This window comes from Nonomuraea sp. C10 (assembly GCF_008017515.1).
Taxonomy (GTDB): domain Bacteria; phylum Actinomycetota; class Actinomycetes; order Streptosporangiales; family Streptosporangiaceae; genus Nonomuraea; species Nonomuraea ferruginea.
In genome coordinates this window covers 6,735,677-6,751,555 of sequence record NZ_VPFF01000001.1, presented here as the reverse complement: position 1 = coordinate 6,751,555, position 15,879 = coordinate 6,735,677, and the positions used below count along the sequence as shown (strand labels likewise).

Annotated in this window: 13 protein-coding genes; 7 read left to right on the top strand and 6 right to left on the bottom strand. The window is 70.6% G+C overall.

Annotated features, from left to right (window positions below):
• Positions 1–18 precede the first annotated feature (18 nt).
• Positions 19–1,980, top strand: coding sequence for an acetoacetate--CoA ligase (locus FR742_RS30910; protein WP_148034201.1), 1,962 nt, complete (start codon positions 19–21; stop codon positions 1,978–1,980).
• On the opposite strand, the gene FR742_RS30905 is transcribed toward FR742_RS30910, so the two are convergent.
• Together FR742_RS30905 and FR742_RS30900 are read right to left on the bottom strand one after the other, a co-directional pair.
• Entirely contained in the window at positions 1,970–2,527 is a 558-nt protein-coding gene (locus FR742_RS30905; RefSeq protein WP_148034200.1) for an NADPH-dependent FMN reductase, read from the bottom strand. The two genes, FR742_RS30910 and FR742_RS30905, sit on opposite strands and share 11 nt — an antisense overlap.
• Positions 2,528–2,537: 10 nt before the next feature.
• Entirely contained in the window at positions 2,538–3,434 is an 897-nt protein-coding gene (locus FR742_RS30900) for an NADP-dependent oxidoreductase (protein WP_261808831.1), read from the bottom strand.
• Positions 3,435–3,539: 105 nt separating this feature from the next.
• Between FR742_RS30900 and FR742_RS30895 the strand changes: the two genes are divergently transcribed.
• Together FR742_RS30895 and FR742_RS30890 are read left to right on the top strand one after the other, a co-directional pair.
• Positions 3,540–4,487: an AraC family transcriptional regulator gene (locus tag FR742_RS30895; RefSeq protein WP_148034199.1), complete on the top strand. Its 948-nt coding sequence runs from the start codon at positions 3,540–3,542 to the stop codon at positions 4,485–4,487.
• Positions 4,488–4,595: 108 nt separating this feature from the next.
• Positions 4,596–5,225, top strand: a complete 630-nt coding sequence (locus FR742_RS30890) for a GNAT family N-acetyltransferase (protein ID WP_148034198.1) — start codon at positions 4,596–4,598, stop codon at positions 5,223–5,225.
• Between the two features lie 3 nt (positions 5,226–5,228).
• Here the strand turns inward: FR742_RS30890 and FR742_RS30885 are convergent, their stop codons facing one another.
• The 4 genes from FR742_RS30885 to FR742_RS30870 form a co-directional block, all read right to left on the bottom strand.
• Entirely contained in the window at positions 5,229–6,710 is a 1,482-nt protein-coding gene (locus FR742_RS30885) for an NADH-quinone oxidoreductase subunit NuoF family protein (protein WP_148034197.1), read from the bottom strand.
• Positions 6,711–6,738: 28 nt separating this feature from the next.
• Complete coding sequence (locus FR742_RS30880; RefSeq protein WP_148034196.1) at positions 6,739–7,518, bottom strand: hypothetical protein; 780 nt, start codon at positions 7,516–7,518, stop codon at positions 6,739–6,741.
• A gap of 77 nt (positions 7,519–7,595) precedes the next feature.
• Positions 7,596–9,032, bottom strand: a complete 1,437-nt coding sequence (locus FR742_RS30875) for a DUF1996 domain-containing protein (protein ID WP_187281378.1) — start codon at positions 9,030–9,032, stop codon at positions 7,596–7,598.
• Complete coding sequence (locus FR742_RS30870) at positions 9,029–9,661, bottom strand: DUF4142 domain-containing protein (protein ID WP_261808830.1); 633 nt, start codon at positions 9,659–9,661, stop codon at positions 9,029–9,031. Before FR742_RS30870 ends, FR742_RS30875 begins: the two co-directional genes overlap by 4 nt.
• A 120-nt stretch (positions 9,662–9,781) precedes the next feature.
• Here FR742_RS30870 and FR742_RS30865 point away from each other — a divergent pair, with 120 nt between their 5' ends.
• From FR742_RS30865 to FR742_RS30850, 4 genes are all read left to right on the top strand, one after another.
• Positions 9,782–10,336: a sigma-70 family RNA polymerase sigma factor gene (locus FR742_RS30865; protein ID WP_246639336.1), complete on the top strand. Its 555-nt coding sequence runs from the start codon at positions 9,782–9,784 to the stop codon at positions 10,334–10,336.
• The gene (locus tag FR742_RS30860) at positions 10,336–10,533 is read left to right on the top strand and encodes a zf-HC2 domain-containing protein (RefSeq protein ID WP_148034194.1); all 198 of its coding nucleotides are present in this window, start codon (positions 10,336–10,338) and stop codon (positions 10,531–10,533) included. Before FR742_RS30865 ends, FR742_RS30860 begins: the two co-directional genes overlap by 1 nt.
• Positions 10,534–10,616: 83 nt before the next feature.
• Complete coding sequence (locus FR742_RS30855; protein ID WP_148034193.1) at positions 10,617–10,880, top strand: hypothetical protein; 264 nt, start codon at positions 10,617–10,619, stop codon at positions 10,878–10,880.
• Between the two features lie 24 nt (positions 10,881–10,904).
• Positions 10,905–15,776: an NAD-glutamate dehydrogenase gene (locus FR742_RS30850; protein WP_148034192.1), complete on the top strand. Its 4,872-nt coding sequence runs from the start codon at positions 10,905–10,907 to the stop codon at positions 15,774–15,776.
• Positions 15,777–15,879 lie beyond the last annotated feature (103 nt).

Below are 15,879 nucleotides of genomic sequence, written 5' to 3'. Positions count from 1 at the left end.
GCCGACAGGATGGGGCACATGGTTGCTGAAGGTGCACTTCTCTGGGAACCGACCGACGAGATCGTGGCCCGCGCCGAGCTGACACGCTATCTGGCGTGGCTGGGCCGCCCCGGCGAGGCGTACGAGGACGTGTGGCAGTGGTCGGTCGACCACCCGGCGGAGTTCTGGTCGTCGATCTGGGACTACTTCCAGGTGGTCGGAGAGCGTGGCGACGGGCCCGTCATCTCTGGGACGATGCCCGGCACCGAATGGTTCACCGGGTCCGCCGTCAACTACGCGGAGAACGCCCTGCGGCGCACCGAGGGCACCGCGGTCGTGTTCGTCTCGGAAGACGGCGCCCGGCAGGAGATCTCGTACGCGGAGCTGCGTGAGGAGGTCGCCCGGGTGCGGGCCGGCCTGGTGCGGCTCGGGGTCGGGCGCGGCGATCGGGTGGCCGGCTACCTGCCGAACATCCCGCAGGCGCTGATCGCGTTCCTGGCGACCGCCTCGCTCGGCGCGATCTGGTCGGCCGGCTCGCCCGACTTCGGGGTGCCGAGCGTGGTCGACCGGTTCACGCAGATCGAGCCCAAGGTGCTCATCGCGGTCGACGGCTACCGCTACAACGGCAAGAGCTTCGACCGCTCGGACGCCGTCAACGAGATCGCCGCCGCGCTGCCCAGCCTGCGCGCCACCGTGTGGATCCCGTACCTCGCCGCCGCCGAGGACGGGCGGCCGCCGCAGCACGCCGAGCCCGCCAGGCCGGACACCGCCGAGGTGCCGCACGGCGAGGTGATCGGCTGGGAGGGGCTGCGCGCGGTGGCGGGGCCGCTGGAGTTCGAGCGGGTGCCGTTCGGCCACCCGCTGTGGATCCTCTACTCCAGCGGCACGACCGGGCTGCCCAAGCCGATCGTGCACGGCCACGGCGGCGTGGTGCTGGAACACCTCAAGTCGCTCTCCTTCCACCAGGACCTGGGTGAGGGCGATGTGTTCTTCTGGTACACCACGACCGGCTGGATGATGTGGAACTACCTCATCGGCGCCCTGCTGGTGGGGGCCACCCCGGTGCTCTACGACGGCTCGGCCGCCCATCCGTCGCCCGCCGCGCTGTGGCGGATCGCCGCCTCCGAGAGTGTGACCTACTTCGGGGTGGGGGCGCCGTACCTCATGGCCTCGATGAAGGCCGGGGTCGTCCCCGAGGGGCTGGAGCGGCTGCGCGGGGTCGGCTCGACCGGGTCGCCGCTGCCGCCGGAGGGGTTCGCCTGGGTGAGCGAGCGGTTGCCGGGGGTGCCGATCGGGTCGTTCTCCGGCGGCACCGACGTCTGCACCGGGTTCGTCGGGGCCACCATGCTCCATCCGATCAGGGCCGGGGTCATCCCGTGCCGGTCGCTGGGGGCGAAGGTGGAGTCCTTCGACCCCAGCGGCAAGGCGGTCGTCGGGGAGGTCGGCGAGCTGGTCATCACGGCGCCGATGCCCTCGATGCCGGTCGGGTTCTGGAACGACCCCGACGGCGAGCGCTACCGGGAGAGCTACTTCGACGTCTACCCGGGCGTGTGGCGCCACGGCGACTGGATCAAGCTGAACGACGACGGCAGCTGCGTCATCTACGGCCGCTCCGACTCGACGCTGAACCGGGGCGGCGTCCGGATGGGCACCAGCGAGTTCTACCGGGTCGTGGAGCGGTTCGGCGAGGTGGCCGACAGCCTGGTCATCGACACCGGTCAGCTCGGGCAGGAAGGGCGGCTGCTGCTGTACGTGACGCTCGCCGACGGGGCCGACATGACCCCCGAGGTGGAGCGGGCGATCCGCACGGCGCTGCGCAAGGAGCTGTCGCCCCGCCACGTGCCCGACGAGATCCACGCGGTGCCCGGCATCCCGCGCACGCTGTCGGGCAAGAAGCTCGAGGTCCCGGTACGCAAGATCCTGCTCGGCACGCCCGTCGAGCAGGCGGCCAACCCCGACGCCATGGCCAACCCCGAGGTGCTGCGCTACTTCACACCCTGAGCGGGCGCAGCGCCTTGGCCCACGAGCCGACCTGGTCGAGCATGACCGTGACCCGTTCCTCCTGGTGCGGACCGGGGGTCAGCACGCTCATGTTCTCGAAGTCGGTGTAGAGCGAGAGCGTGACCTGGGCCGGCACGTCGGCGATCTTGACCTGGCCGAGCACCTGCCGCAGGTGCTCGGCAGCCCGCGCCCCGCCGTCGACGCCGTAGCTGACCAGGCCCGCGGACTTGTCGCCCCACTCGTGGAAGAGGAAGTCGATGGCGTTCTTCAGCGCCCCCGTGTACGAGTGGTTGTACTCGGGGGTGACGAACACGAAGCCGTCGAGCCCGGAGATCCGCTCCGACCACGCCTTCGTGTGTTCACGCGCGTACTGGCCCATGGCGGCGGGCACCGCCTCGTCCAGGTGCGGCAGCGCGAAGTCCTGCAGGTCGACCAGCTCGTAGTCCGCGTCGCCGCGCTTGACCGCCAGGTCGTGCACCCAGCGGGCGACGGTCTCGGCCGCCCGTCCGGGCCTGGTGCTGCCGATGACGATGCCAATCTTGATCACGAAGTGCTCCTCAGAAAGTGATGATGATCTTGCCGCGGATCTCGCCGGCCTCGGCCCTGCGGTGCAGCTCGGCCGACGCGGTGAGCGGGTGGGTCTCGGCGATCTCGACGACCAGCTCGCCCTTGTCGATCAGCGCCGCCATCTCGGCGAGCTGGCCCGGGTCGGCGCGGCTGACGAAGTGGCGTGCGTTCGGGGCCTCGACCGGTGTGGCCACGGTGATGACCAGGTCGCCGAGCGGGGCCAGCGCCGCCGCTTCCGCGGGGGCCACGGCCGCCAGGTTGAGCACCACGTCCATGCCGCCGGGCAGCGGCTCCGCCGTGTAGTCGACGATCTCGTCAGGGCCCAGCCGGGCCACCGCCTCCCGGCTGCGCGGGCTCGCCGTGGCGGTGACGGTCGCCCCCGCCCGCTTGGCGAGCTGCACGGCGAACAGGCCGATCCCGCCGCCCGCGCCGTTGACGAGCACCCGCTGCCCGGCCCGGATCCCCGCCTCCTCGTGCACCGCCTGCCAGGCCGTCAGCCCGGCGACGGGGATCGCGGCGGCGTGGGCCAGCGGGATGCCCTCCGGCGCGGCCGCCAGCTCGGTCTCGGACGCGACCGCGTACTCGGCGGCGCTCCCGCTCACCAGGCCGAACACCCGGTCGCCCGGCGACCAGCGGGTGACGCCCCGGCCGGTCTCGGCGACGGTGCCCGCCAGGTCCCAGCCCAGCGTGAGCGGCGGCGTCAGGCCGAGCACGTCCTTCAGGTAGCCCGCCCGCAGCCCCACCTCCGAAGGGTTGAACGAGGTGGCCGCCATCCGGACGAGCACCTCGCCCGGCCCGGGAGACGGTCTCGGCACGGCCTCGTAACGGATCACGCCGGCGTCGCCGTACTCATGGATGCGCGCGGCGCGCATCAGGGTCGTGGTCACGGAATCCTCCTCTGCCGCAAGCAACGGTAGGGGGGATGGGTGCGCCTTCCAATGCGTGAATGTCTGTGGTTTATACGCGATCGTCTTCCGGGCTAGACTCGCCCTGTGGACGTACTCAGCGATGTGATCGCCGGCATGCGGGTCGGGCTGCCCCACTCCGTCCGCGTCGCCTGGCACGCGCCGTGGGGTCAGCGGTTCCCCGCGATGCCTGGCTCCGCCGGTTTCCAGGTGATCCTGCAAGGGTCCTGCTGGCTGCTTCCCGACTCGGGCGAGCCGATCCAGCTCCACGTCGGCGACGTGCTCTTCTTCCCGCACGGCCATGGCTACGTGCTGGCCGACTCGCCGGCCACCGAGATCGCCGACAGCCACTGCGGTCCCGACGGGGAGATCGAGCTGTTCGCCTCCGCCTCGGCGGGCGGGTCCGGCGCGGTCACGGTGACGCTCTGCGGCGGCTACCGGCTCGACCAGACGCTCGGCCACCCGATCCTGCGCGATCTGCCCGACCTGATCCACCTGCCCGCGCGCCTGGGCGAGCAGCGGGAGCTCCGCGCGGCCGTCGACCTGCTCGCCGCCGAGATCGCCGACCCGCGGCTGGGCGCGGACACCATCGTGGCGTCCCTGCTCGACACCCTGCTCCTCTACATCATGCGCGCCTACCTGGACTTCGACGTCGAGCGCTGCACGGTCGGCCGCTGGGCCGCCGCCCTGGCCGACCCCGGCATCAGCGCCGCCCTGGAGGCCGTCCACGGCGACCCCGCCCGCCCGTGGACGGTCGCCTCGCTCGCCGAGCTGGCCGGGCTCTCCCGGGCGGCCTTCGCCCGCCGCTTCGCCACGCTGGTGGGGCAGCCGCCGCTGGGCTACCTGACCTGGTGGCGGCTCGCCACCGCCGCGCGGCTGCTGCGCTCGACCGACGCGCCGCTGAGCGAGGTCGCGCGCCGCGTGGGCTACGGCTCGGAGTTCGCGTTCGCCAACGCGTTCAAGCGCGCGCACGGGGTCGCTCCGGGCAGGTACCGGCGGGAGTCCTGCCCGCTGACACCGGCCCTTGCCGAGTGAAGTCCATCATGTACGGACGACGGGCCGCTTTTCAGCGTTTCGCGGGTTTTTGACAGTCGAGAGAAAAGCGTTCGCTGACGCGGCCTTTCGGTGGAAATATACGGAACTATGCGTAGTTGGCCGTTTTTTCGACTTTCCATCACGACGCCGCGTCTCGAACTCCGCTATCCCTCACTTGAGGACCTGGACGAGCTCGCGGAACGGGCGGCCGAAGGCGTGCACGAAGCCGGCGTGATGCCGTTCCTGTTCCCCTGGTCCGAGGCGGCCCCGGCCGAACGGGCCCACAGCACGATCCAGTACCACTTCCGGCAGTGGGGCGAGCTGTCGCCGGCCAAGTGGTCGCTGGACTTCGTGGTGGTCTTCGAGGGCCGGATCGTCGGCACGCAGGCGCTGGCCGGCCGCGACTTCACGCTCCTGCGCGAGGTGTCGTCGGGGTCCTGGCTGGGCCGCCGGTTCCAGGGCATGGGCATCGGCACCGAGATGCGCGGCGCGGTGCTCCACCTGGCCTTCGCCGGCCTGGGCGCCGAGTACGCGACCACCGAGGCGTTCGAGGACAACCACTCCTCGATCGCGGTGACCAGGAAGTTCGGCTACCACGATGACGGCATCACCCTGCACAGGCGGCAGGGCAGGCCGGTCGTCACCCGCAACTTCCGCCTGCCCCGCGCCGATTGGACCCCGGTGGAGGGGATCGAGATCCACCACCTGGGCCCGTGTCTCCCGCTGCTCGGCCTGTAGCGGTCAACCCGCCTCCGCCAGCCGCAGGGCGAGCGCCGGGCACATGTCCACGGCCCGGTTCGCCTCCTTCAGCATCCAGCCGGGCACCGTCTTGAACGACGGGAACCCGTAGTCGTCCAGCGTCACGAACTCCGGCAGCAGGTGCGCGCAGAGCCCGTGCCCCTGGCAGCGGGTCCAGTCGACGTCCAGGCGGTACTCCGGCTCGTCCTCGCGCTCCGGCAGCGGCAGCACGCCGCGCACCGGCCGCCCGCAGGAGCCGTGCTCCAGATGGAGCGCGATGTCCTCCTCGAACGCGTCCAGCGACGACAGCACGAACCTGGCCGTGCCGTCCGGGTGGAAGCAGGCCCCCCGCCGCTCCACCGCGCGCACCGAGCGGCGCACCGCGTCGATCGAGCCCGTGCCGTCCGCCAGCGCCGTCAGGCCCCTGGCCACGTCGGGCAGGCCCAGCCGGCACGGGCCGCACTGCCCCGACGACTGGGCCGCGAGATACGCGGCCACCCGGGCCGCCTCGCCGACCGGGCAGGTCGACTCGCCCAGAGGCACCACGATCCCGGCGCCCAGGCTGCCGCCCGCCTGCTTCATGCCCTCGCGCGAGACGATCGCCGACATCGCCGTGCGGGAGTCCAGCCAGGCGCCGTGGTAGCCGCCGATGAGCACGCCGTCGCCGATCTCCGACTCGCACACGTCGAGCACGTCGATCAGCCTGGTGCCCGTCGGGGCCTCCACCACCGCCGGGTTCGCGGCCCCGCCGCTCACCGTCAGCAGCACGGTCCCGGGCTCCCTGCTGGTGCCCACCTTCGCGTACTGCTCGGCGCCGAGCTCGGCCAGCACCGCGAGCTGCGCGTACGTCTCGGTGTTCGACAGCAGGGTGGGCAGGCCGTCCACGCCGCTCGTGCTGGCCCGCCGCTTCCGGCCGGGCGGCACCGGCTCCAGGCCGTTGACGGCGCGCACCAGCGCGCCGCCCTCGCCCGAGATGAACCGCTCCTGCAGGCCGACGACGCGGATCCCGATGCGGCTCTCGGCGGCGCCCGCCACGTTGGCGGCGCGCCGCTCGGCCACGGCGGCGGTGATGGACGACTCGGCCACCTCGCCCGCTACGGTGGCGACCACCACCTCACGGGCGTTGAGCGCCTCCGCGGCCAGCACGGCGCCGTCCAGCACCAGGTGCGGGTTGCGGACGAGCAGCATCGCGTCCTTGGAGCTGGCGGGCTCCCCCTCGGCCCCGTTCACCAGGACCACGCACTCGCCCGAGCCGGCGGCGTCGGAGACCGCCCGCAGCTTGCGCGCGAACGGGAACGCCGCGCCGCCGCGCCCGCGCATGTCCACCTCCTCCACCTGGGCGATGATGTCGTCCAGCGTGCGGGGCACCTGGTCGCCGTGGAGCGTGCGATGCGCCGGCAGGTCCAGCCGCCTGGTGTGGTCGAGTCCGGCGGTGAGCCGGGCCGGTCCCAGCCGCAGCACGCGCGGCACCGAATGGGGGATCACGGCTTCTCCTGGTCGATCATGGGCGGGGTCATCCCGCCTCCCGGTACTTCCGCCGGGCCTCGGCGAGGCTCACCGGCGCGTTGACCCCCGCGGGCACCTCGACGGGTGCGTCACTGGCCTCGGGCGCGTCGACCCACTCCGCGGTCTGCGGAGGCCGCAGCATCGTCGCGAGCAGGCGGACGAGCAGCGCCGAGGCGACGGCGGCCAGGCAGGCGATGTACGACCAGGAGACCCAGCTCGCCGCCCACCGGCCCGCGGTGAGTCCGTGCAGGATGGAGACCGGCCAGGCCACGTAGGCGGAGGCGTGCATCAGCCGCCACACCCACGGCCTGCCGGTCACCGCGAACCTTCCCCGTACGATCCCCGTGATCACGACCACGACCATCGCGTCGAAGGCGATCGTCCCGAACCCGACGTAGATCCCCTCGACGGGGATCACGGCGGCGGCCGGCGAGACGTGCTCCAGCGAGATCATGAGCGCGACGTGCGTGAGCAGGAACGCCGTCCCGGCGAACGCGGCGGCCCGGTGCGCGAGCTGCGCGCGGACCCGGTTCGCCGGGGACAGGAAAACACGTTCGGTGGTGAGCAACCCCAGGGCCACCGTCGCTGTCAGGGACACCAGCGCCAGCACGCCCGCGTAGTACTCGAGGAAGCTCACCCCTCGGCCGAGCATCTCCATGCCGCGATCCGTCAGTGTCAGTGCGAAGACCGACAGAAGGACCGCGGCGATCGACGCGCTCGCCCCGAGCCGGATGTTCCTGGTATCCAGCTGAGTGGGGGCGTGCCGGGGGTGTCGTCTGTGGAGCATCCATTCCCTCCAAGGTCGGATGAGGGTGCGACTCGGGAGGGCCTACTCGGCCTCGTTGCTGTTCCCGGGGACGGAGGTCAGCAACGACGGCCTCGGTTGATGCAGTTCACGACGTTGGACATGAGCCGCTCCGGCATCACGTTCACGAAGTCACCGTGGTCGGTGACCGGGTTGTGCAACTGCTCGGGGAAGGCGTCGAGGGCGAACGAGGGGCCCCTCGGCACCGAGTAGGCCAGAGTCATCCGCAACTGCGGGACCGGCTGCGTGCCCTGCGGGCAGGCGCCGCTCTGGTCCGGGAAGACGATGTGCGTGCGGTGGTTGGCGCTGTCGTTGTTCTGGCCGTCCCAGCAGCTCGGGAAGTCCATGATCCGGAGGACCTGGCTGCCGCGCGGGCACAGGGGGTACTTGTCGGAGCTGATCCGGTTGGTGAAGCCGCTGCAGGACCAGCCGGCGCGGGCGTTGGCCGGGCCGTTGGTGGCCGCCTTGGCGTCACCGGTGATGATCCGCAGGAAGCGCGGCATCGCCACGACCCGGGCGCGCGCGTTGCCGCGGAACTGCAGGGTCACCGACCGCGGACGGAGCACCTGGCCGACGTTGCGGTCGGGGTCGTCGACGTTCTCGTCGACCGTGCGGTCGCGCAGCACCGGCCAGAAGTACGTGGACTTGTCGCCCAGGCGGCACGTGGTGCCCGCGGCTTCCAGGCTCTCGTCGGTCGAGAAGGCGTCTGCCGACAGGTTGCCCACGTAGTCGTGCAGGTGGTGTGCCCCATTGCGCACTCCGGGAGCGACGATGAAGTTGTCAGGGTTGAAGTGGCCCTCACCGTTGGTGCCGCAGCGGGACACGAACGTGCCGCGCGAGCCGCCTCGGCCGATGCGGGCGTCCTGCCGGCTGCGCGGGATCTGCCTGATGTCCACGAAGTCGGTCACGAACGGGCCGATGTTCAGGCAGTCCGACTCCTGGCCTCCGGTGGGCGACGGTGAGGCGGTGCTGGACGGCTGCTGACTGGGCCTGGGCCTGTTCCGGCGGCGGTCGCGGTCCTGGTCCCGGTTCCGCTGTCCGAAGGTCTCAGCGGACGCCTCAGGGTCCGCCGGCGGGTCGACGAGGGCCCCGCCCCCGTTCTGGTCCTGCTGGTCCTGCTGGGCCCCTTGGTCCTGGCCCTGCTGGTCGTTCTGGTTCTGGTTCTCCTGGTTCTGTTGCCCGTCGCCGTTCTGGTCCTGCTGGGCTCCCTGATCCTGGCCCTGCTGGTCGTCGTCCCGGCCCTGGTTCTCCTGATCCTGCTCCTGCGGAGCCTGGCTCTGCTGCGGCTGGTCCTGAGGCTGGTCCTGCTGCTGGTCTTCAGGCTGGTCCTGAGGTTGGTCCTGAGGTTGGTTCTGCTGCTGACCAGGAGGCCGCTGTTCGGTGATCTCACAGTCGGCGAAGGCCGGTTGAGCGCCGCCGACGACCACTGCGGACACCAGCCCGCCGGCCACCACCGCTAAGGCGGATATGGCCGCGGCCATGCGTCTGGATCTCATGGTTGTCTCCTCGGGTCGACCGCCGCTGGGGCGGGTGCTGCCTGTGAGGGCAACGGGGGCTCCGGAAGCTCGTCGTAATTGACCAGGCCGGTGGACTCCAGCAGCGTCATGTGCCGCATGACCACGGTCACGGCCGTCCCGGCGAACTTCCTGATCTCGGCGTTGCGGGTGCCCGCCCTCACGTTCGCCACGACGGCGAACACCTTGCCATGTGCCGCACGCAGCAGGCGGGCGAAGTCCCTGTCGAATGCCGGACCGGTCTCGGACGCCAGCTGCGCCATCCACCGTTGCTGGTCAGGGCTCGGCCGATCGGGAAGCGGGACGTTGAGCTTCGCCGCCACCCGGCGTACCTGCGCGTCCAGCTTCGTGTGGTCCTCCACGAGATGTTGCCCGACGTCCTTGACCCGCGCGGAGTCCGCGCGCTTCTGGGCCCATTGGCCGACGGGGATCTCCCAGAGGCCGGCTTGCCGCACCTTGACGAGGAAGTCGCGGTCCGCGGGCCCGAGCGGGCCCGTGGACGTCTGCGTCACCTCTGTCAGCACGGCCGTGTTCGCCTGCGGCATGACCAGGAGGATCGTGACCGCTGCCGCGAGGGCGAAGCCGCCGAACATCACTACTTCGCCACGCAAAAGCCTGTGCATGGTGGGAGGTACGCGGCCTTATCACGGCCGGTTCACCCATCCTGAGGAATAGTTAGAAATAACTGGAGTTATCGGAGTGGCTACCGGACTGATAACGAAGGTGTAAAGATGTGCCCCGTGCTGAGTCACCTCGACGGCAGGTTCGAGAGTGCTGATGCCGAGGCGGAGCACCGCATCGCGGTGCTGTACCAGGAGTTCGGCGGCCCTCTACTGCGCCATGTACGTAAGTCGACCGGTAACGATCTGCAATGGGCTGAGGATGTGGTGCAGGAGACGCTCGTCCGGGCCTGGCGCAACTCGGCCAGACTGCAGTGGGAACCGGGCCTCCTCTGGGCGTGGCTGCTGACCGTGGCCCGCCGGATCGTCATTGACGGACGTCGGCGAAAGAGTGTTCGGCCTCATGAGGTCGAGCCCCCGGAAGTCGACATGATGGCGGTGCCCGACGGCTCCGAGAGAGCGCTGTCCGCGATCGTCGTGGCGGACGCTCTGCGCAGCCTGTCGGACGAACACCGCGAAGTTATTGAGCAGACCTACCTACGGGACCGTACGATAAGTGAAGCGGCGGCGATTCTGGGGATCCCGCCGGGCACGGTGAAGTCCCGGCTCTACTACGGCATCCGGGCTCTCCGTGAACTTCTGCGGGACAAGGGGGTAGCCGGCTGATGCATGACGGGGTGGCCGCCTACGTCCTCGGCGTGCTCGATGATTCGGAGCACGAGGCGTTCGAGCGCCACCTCGAGGTGTGCGAGCAGTGCCAGGCTGAGCTTGTCGAACTGGCCGAAGTGCCGGACCGGCTCGACGAGCTCAAGCAGGCGCCCTCCGCATCCGAAGACGACCCGCCGATGTCGATGTCACGTTGACGTCTTTGCCCTTTTCGGGTGGTATCGGTACGGCGAGGCGTGCGCCCGGTTTCGCTTCACCGGGGATGTGGGGGAGGTGTGCGGTGGGCATCGACGACGATGCGACCGTCCCTCGCGACAGGCAGTTCGGTGAGGAGGGCCGCCGGTTGTCCTACGGCGGCCGCCTCCGGCTGGTCGAGCAGGTCGAGGTCCTGGGAGACGATGACGCCCCCAGGACTTTCTTGCGTTCGGGGCCGATGTCCCGCCGGCCGGAAGTTTTCAGTCCATACGGGCATGTCCGTAGTGAAATGTACTATTTCCCGCTGTCGTGGGAACTCAAAGCCTGGCTCCAACCCCGCCATGGCTAACCCTCACAAAGGAGTGAGAGCGAAATGCCGCTCGACGAGGCCAAGGATGAGCTGCTCCAGCGAGCCGCGCAACGGTGCGCGGTGGGCAGCGACCATGTGAGCCCCGAGGAGGCACTGACCTTCCTGCGCGTCTACTACCGGCACGTGCCCCCCGACGACCTGCTCGACCGCAATCTGGTGGACGTGTACGGTCCGGCGATGTCGCAGCGGCAGCTGGCCGAGACCCGCCCGCAGGGCAGGCCGGTGGTCCGGGCCTACACCCCCACCCTGGACGAGAACGGGTGGGACCCCGGCCGCTCGGTGGTCGAGGTGGTCACCGACGACATGCCGTTCCTCGTCGACTCCGTCACGATGGAGCTCGACCGGCACGGCATCGGCGTCCACCTCGTGGTCCACCCGCAGATCCGGGTCCGCCGCGACCTGACCGGCAAGATCCTCGGCAGCGGCCAGGAGGACGTCACCGGGCAGATGCTGGTCGAGTCGTGGATCCACGTCGAGGTCGACCGCCAGTCCGACCCCGCGCTGCTCAAGGCCCTGGAGACCGACCTGCAGCGGGTGCTCACCGACGTGCGCCACGCGGTCGAGGACTTCCGCAAGATGCGCGCGCTGGCCCTGCAGACCGCCGAGGACCTGGCGGTGAACCCCCCGCCGCTGCCGCCCGCCGAGGTCGAGGACAGCCTCGACCTGCTGCGCTGGCTCGCCGACGGGCACTTCACCTTCCTCGGCTACCGCGAGTACCGCCTGGAGAGCGGCGAGGAGGGCGAGACGCTGCGCGCCCTGCCGGGCGCCGCGCTCGGCATCCTGCGCGACGACAAGGTGCACTCCGACAGCTTCTCCTCGCTCCCCGCCGAGCTGCGCGCCAGGGCCCGCGAGAAGCAGCTGCTCATCATCACCAAGGCCAACTCCCGCGCCACCGTCCACCGCGACGCCTACCTCGACTACATCGGCGTCAAGCTCTTCTCGCCCGAGGGCGAGGTCGTCGGCGAGCGCCGCTTCCTCGGCCTCTTCACGCACGTCGCGTACAACGAGTCCATCTCCCGCATCCCGGTGCTGCGCCGCAAGCTCGCGGCCGTGATCGAGGCCGCCGGGCTGACCGCGGAGAGCCACGACGGCAAGGACCTCATCGAGATCCTGGAGACGTTCCCCCGCGACGAGCTGTTCCAGACCTCGACCGAGCAGCTGCTGCCGATCGCGCTGGGCGTGCTGCGGCTGCGCGAGCGCAAGCAGGTCAAGCTCTTCCTGCGGCGCGACGACTACGGCCGCTACATCTCCTGCCTGATCTACCTGCCGCGCGACCGCTACACCACCATGGTCCGCCTGCAGATGCAGGAGCTGCTGCTCAAGGCGCTGGGCGGCAAGGGTCTCGACTACCGGGCGTCGATAGGCGAGTCCGCGCTGGCCCGGCTGCACGTCGTCATCCGCGGCGAGCGGGGCAAGCAGCTCCCGGCGCCGGGCGTGGACGTCGAGGAGCTGGAGGCGCGGCTGGCCGCGATCACCCGCTCCTGGGAGGACGACCTCGGCGCGGCCATCAGGGAGATGACCTCCGAGGAGGAGGCCCCTGGGCTGGTCAAGCGCTACCACGTCGCCTTCCCCGAGGCGTACAAGGCCGACTTCCAGCCCCAGGTGGCCGTCGCCGACCTGCGCCGGCTGGAGCATCTCGTCGGCGCGGGCGACGACGAGATCGACCTCAACCTGTACGAGCCGTACGACGCGGCGGAGGGGGAGCGGCGGCTCAAGGTCTACCGGCTCGGGTCGTCCATCTCGCTGTCGAAGATGCTGCCGCTGATCCAGCGCCTCGGGGTCGAGGTGGTGGACGAGCGCCCGTACGAGATCGACCGCGACAACGACCCGGCCACGAAGAACGCCTGGATCTACGACTTCGGGCTGCGCTACACCCCGTCACCCGAGATCGAGCGGGGCGACTTCAAGCGGCTCTTCCAGGACGGGCTGATGGCGCTCTGGCACGGGCGGGCGCCGGCCGACGACTTCAACGCGCTCATCCTGAAGGCCGGGCTGACCACGGAGCAGGTCGAGATCCTGCGCGTCTACGCCAAGTACCTGCACCAGGCCGGCAGCAACTTCTCCCAGCGCTACATCGAGCAGGTCCTGCTGGGCAACGTGCGGCTGTCCCGGCTGCTGGTGCGCCTGTTCGAGTCCCGCCTGGACCCGCGCCGCGACGGCGAGGTGCGCGAGGACCTGACGGGGGCGCTCAAGGAGGAGATCCTGGGAGCGCTGGACGAGGTGGCCTCGCTGGACGAGGACCGGATCCTGCGCGCGTACCTGGAGATGATCGAGGCGACCCTCCGCACGAACTACTTCCAGACCGTCGACGGGAAGCGGAAGCCGTACATCTCGCTCAAGTTCGACCCGCAGGCGATCAGCGTGCTGCCGCTGCCGCGGCCGAAGTACGAGATCTTCGTGTACTCGCCCCGGGTGGAGGGCGTCCACCTGCGCTACGGCAAGGTCGCCAGGGGCGGGCTGCGCTGGTCGGACCGGATGGAGGACTTCCGGACGGAGATCCTCGGCCTGGTCAAGGCCCAGATGGTGAAGAACACGGTCATCGTCCCCACCGGCTCCAAGGGTGGGTTCGTGGTGAAGCGTCCGCCCGTGACCGGTTCCCGGGAGGACCTGCTCGCCGAAGGCGTCGAGTGCTACCGGATGTTCATCTCCGGCCTGCTCGACGTCACCGACAACCTGGTCGACGGCAAGGTCGTGCCGCCGCCCGACACCGTCAGGCACGACGGCGACGACACCTACCTGGTGGTCGCCGCCGACAAGGGCACCGCGACGTTCTCCGACATCGCCAACGGGGTCGCCAAGGAGTACGGGTTCTGGCTCGGCGACGCCTTCGCCTCCGGCGGATCCATCGGGTACGACCACAAGGCCATGGGCATCACCGCCCGCGGCGCCTGGGAGTCGGTCAAGTACCACTTCCGCACCATGGGCGTGGACGTGCAGACCACCGACTTCACCGTGGCCGGCATCGGCGACATGTCGGGCGACGTGTTCGGCAACGGCATGCTGCTGTCCCAGCACATCCGGCTGGTGGCCGCCTTCGACCACCGCCACATCTTCATCGACCCCAGCCCTGACGCGGCCCGCTCCTACGCCGAGCGGCGCCGTCTCTTCGAACTGCCGCGCAGCTCCTGGGCCGACTACGACGCCTCGCTCATCTCCAAGGGCGGCGGCGTGTTCCCCCGTACCGCCAAGTCCGTCCAGCTCACCCCGCAGATCCGCGACGCGCTGGGCCTGCCCGGCGACGTGACCTCACTGGCGCCCAACGACCTGATCAGCGCCATCCTGCGCGCCCCGGTCGACCTGCTGTGGAACGGCGGCATCGGCACCTACGTCAAGTCCAGCGCCGAGACCCACGTCGACGTCGGCGACAAGGGCAACGACCAGCTCCGGGTCGACGCCGCCGACCTGCGCTGCAAGGTCGTCGGCGAAGGCGGCAACCTCGGCTTCACCCAGCTCGCCCGCATAGAGTTCGCGCTCGCGGGCGGTCTCGTCAACACCGACTTCATCGACAACTCCGCCGGCGTCGACACCTCCGACCACGAGGTCAACATCAAGATCCTGCTGGACCAGGTGGTCCGCGACGGCGAGATGACCGACAAGCAGCGCAACCAGGTCTTCACCTCCATGACCGACGAGGTGGCCGAGCTGGTGCTGCGCGACAACTACGCGCAGAACGTCGTCCTGGCCGCCGCCCGCGCCCAGGCCGTCGAGATGCTCCACATCCACGCCCGCTACCTGCGCCGCCTCGAACGCGACGGCCGGGTCAACCGGGGGCTGGAGTTCCTGCCGTCGGACAAGGCGCTCGCCGAGCGCCGCCAGGCCCGGCTGGGGCTGACCGCGCCCGAGTTCTCCGTCCTGCTCGCCTACACCAAGCTCGTCGCCGACGCCGAACTCCTCGGCACCGAGCTCCCCGACGACCCGTATCTCGCGCCCCGGCTCGTCTCGTACTTCCCGTCGGCGCTGCGCGAGCGGTTCCGGGCGTACATGGACGCGCACCCGCTGCGGCGCGAGATCATCGTCACCGGCATCGTGAACGACCTGGTCAACTCCATGGGGACGACGTTCCTGTTCCGGGTCGGCGAGGAGACCGGCGCCTCGCTGCCCGACATCGTGCGGGCCTTCCTCGTCACGCGTGAGGTCTTCGACTTGGCCAGCTTCCACCGCAAGGTGGAGTCGCTGGACAACGAGATCGACACCGCCACCCAGCTCGCCATGCTGCTGGAGGCGCGCAAGCTCGGCGAGCGCGGCACCCGGTGGCTGCTCACGAACCGCCGCCCGCCGCTCGACCTGGCGGGCTCGGTCGGCTTCTTCGTCAAGGGCGTCAACGGCCTCCTCGGCCACCTGCCCAAGCTGCTCACCGGCCCCGACCTGGCCGCCTTCGAGGACCGCCGCGACTCCTTCGTGGCCCGCGGCGTCCCCGCCGACCTGGCCGAGCGGGTGGCCGCCATGGTGCCCGCCTACTCCACCTTCGACCTGGTGGAGATCGCCTCCATCAGCGGCCGCCCGGTCAACGAGGTCGCCGAGGTCTACTTCGACCTCGCCGACCGCCTCCAACTGGCCCGCCTCAGGGAACGCATCATCGCGCTGCCCCGCGACAGCCGGTGGAACGCGATGGCCCGCGCCGCCCTCCGCGACGACCTCTACGCCGCCCACGCCTCGCTCACCCGCGACGTCCTGGCCCACAGCTCCTCCGGGCTGCCCCCCGAGGAGCGGCTGGCCAGGTGGGTGGAGGCGAACTCGGCGGCGGTCGGGCGCAGCAGGCAGACGCTCTCCGAGATCTGGGAGAGCGACAACTTCGACCTGGCCACGCTGTCGGTGGCGCTCCGCGCCATCCGCACCCTGGTCTCGTCGACCAGCCTCCCGCGCACGGAGGCCTGAGCCCGTCGTCCGGGGCGGCGCCTGAGCGGCCGGTGCCGCCCCGGACGAGGCGGGTTTCACCAGTGGTCCGGATGGACGCGCCTCGCGTCAAGTCTGCGCCACT

Bases quoted from the DNA above. Each gene is read 5' to 3' on its own strand.
- FR742_RS30910 (WP_148034201.1), top strand. From the start codon at position 19: ATGGTTGCTGAAGGTGCACTTCTCTGGGAACCGACCGACGAGATCGTG.
- FR742_RS30860 (WP_148034194.1), top strand. From the start codon at position 10,336: ATGCATGACGGGGTGGCCGCCTACGTCCTCGGCGTGCTCGATGATTCG.
- FR742_RS30880 (WP_148034196.1), bottom strand. From the start codon at position 7,518: ATGCTCCACAGACGACACCCCCGGCACGCCCCCACTCAGCTGGATACC.
- FR742_RS30865 (WP_246639336.1), top strand. From the start codon at position 9,782: ATGTGCCCCGTGCTGAGTCACCTCGACGGCAGGTTCGAGAGTGCTGAT.
- FR742_RS30890 (WP_148034198.1), top strand. From the start codon at position 4,596: ATGCGTAGTTGGCCGTTTTTTCGACTTTCCATCACGACGCCGCGTCTC.
- FR742_RS30850 (WP_148034192.1), top strand. From the start codon at position 10,905: ATGCCGCTCGACGAGGCCAAGGATGAGCTGCTCCAGCGAGCCGCGCAA.
- FR742_RS30875 (WP_187281378.1), bottom strand. From the start codon at position 9,032: ATGAGATCCAGACGCATGGCCGCGGCCATATCCGCCTTAGCGGTGGTG.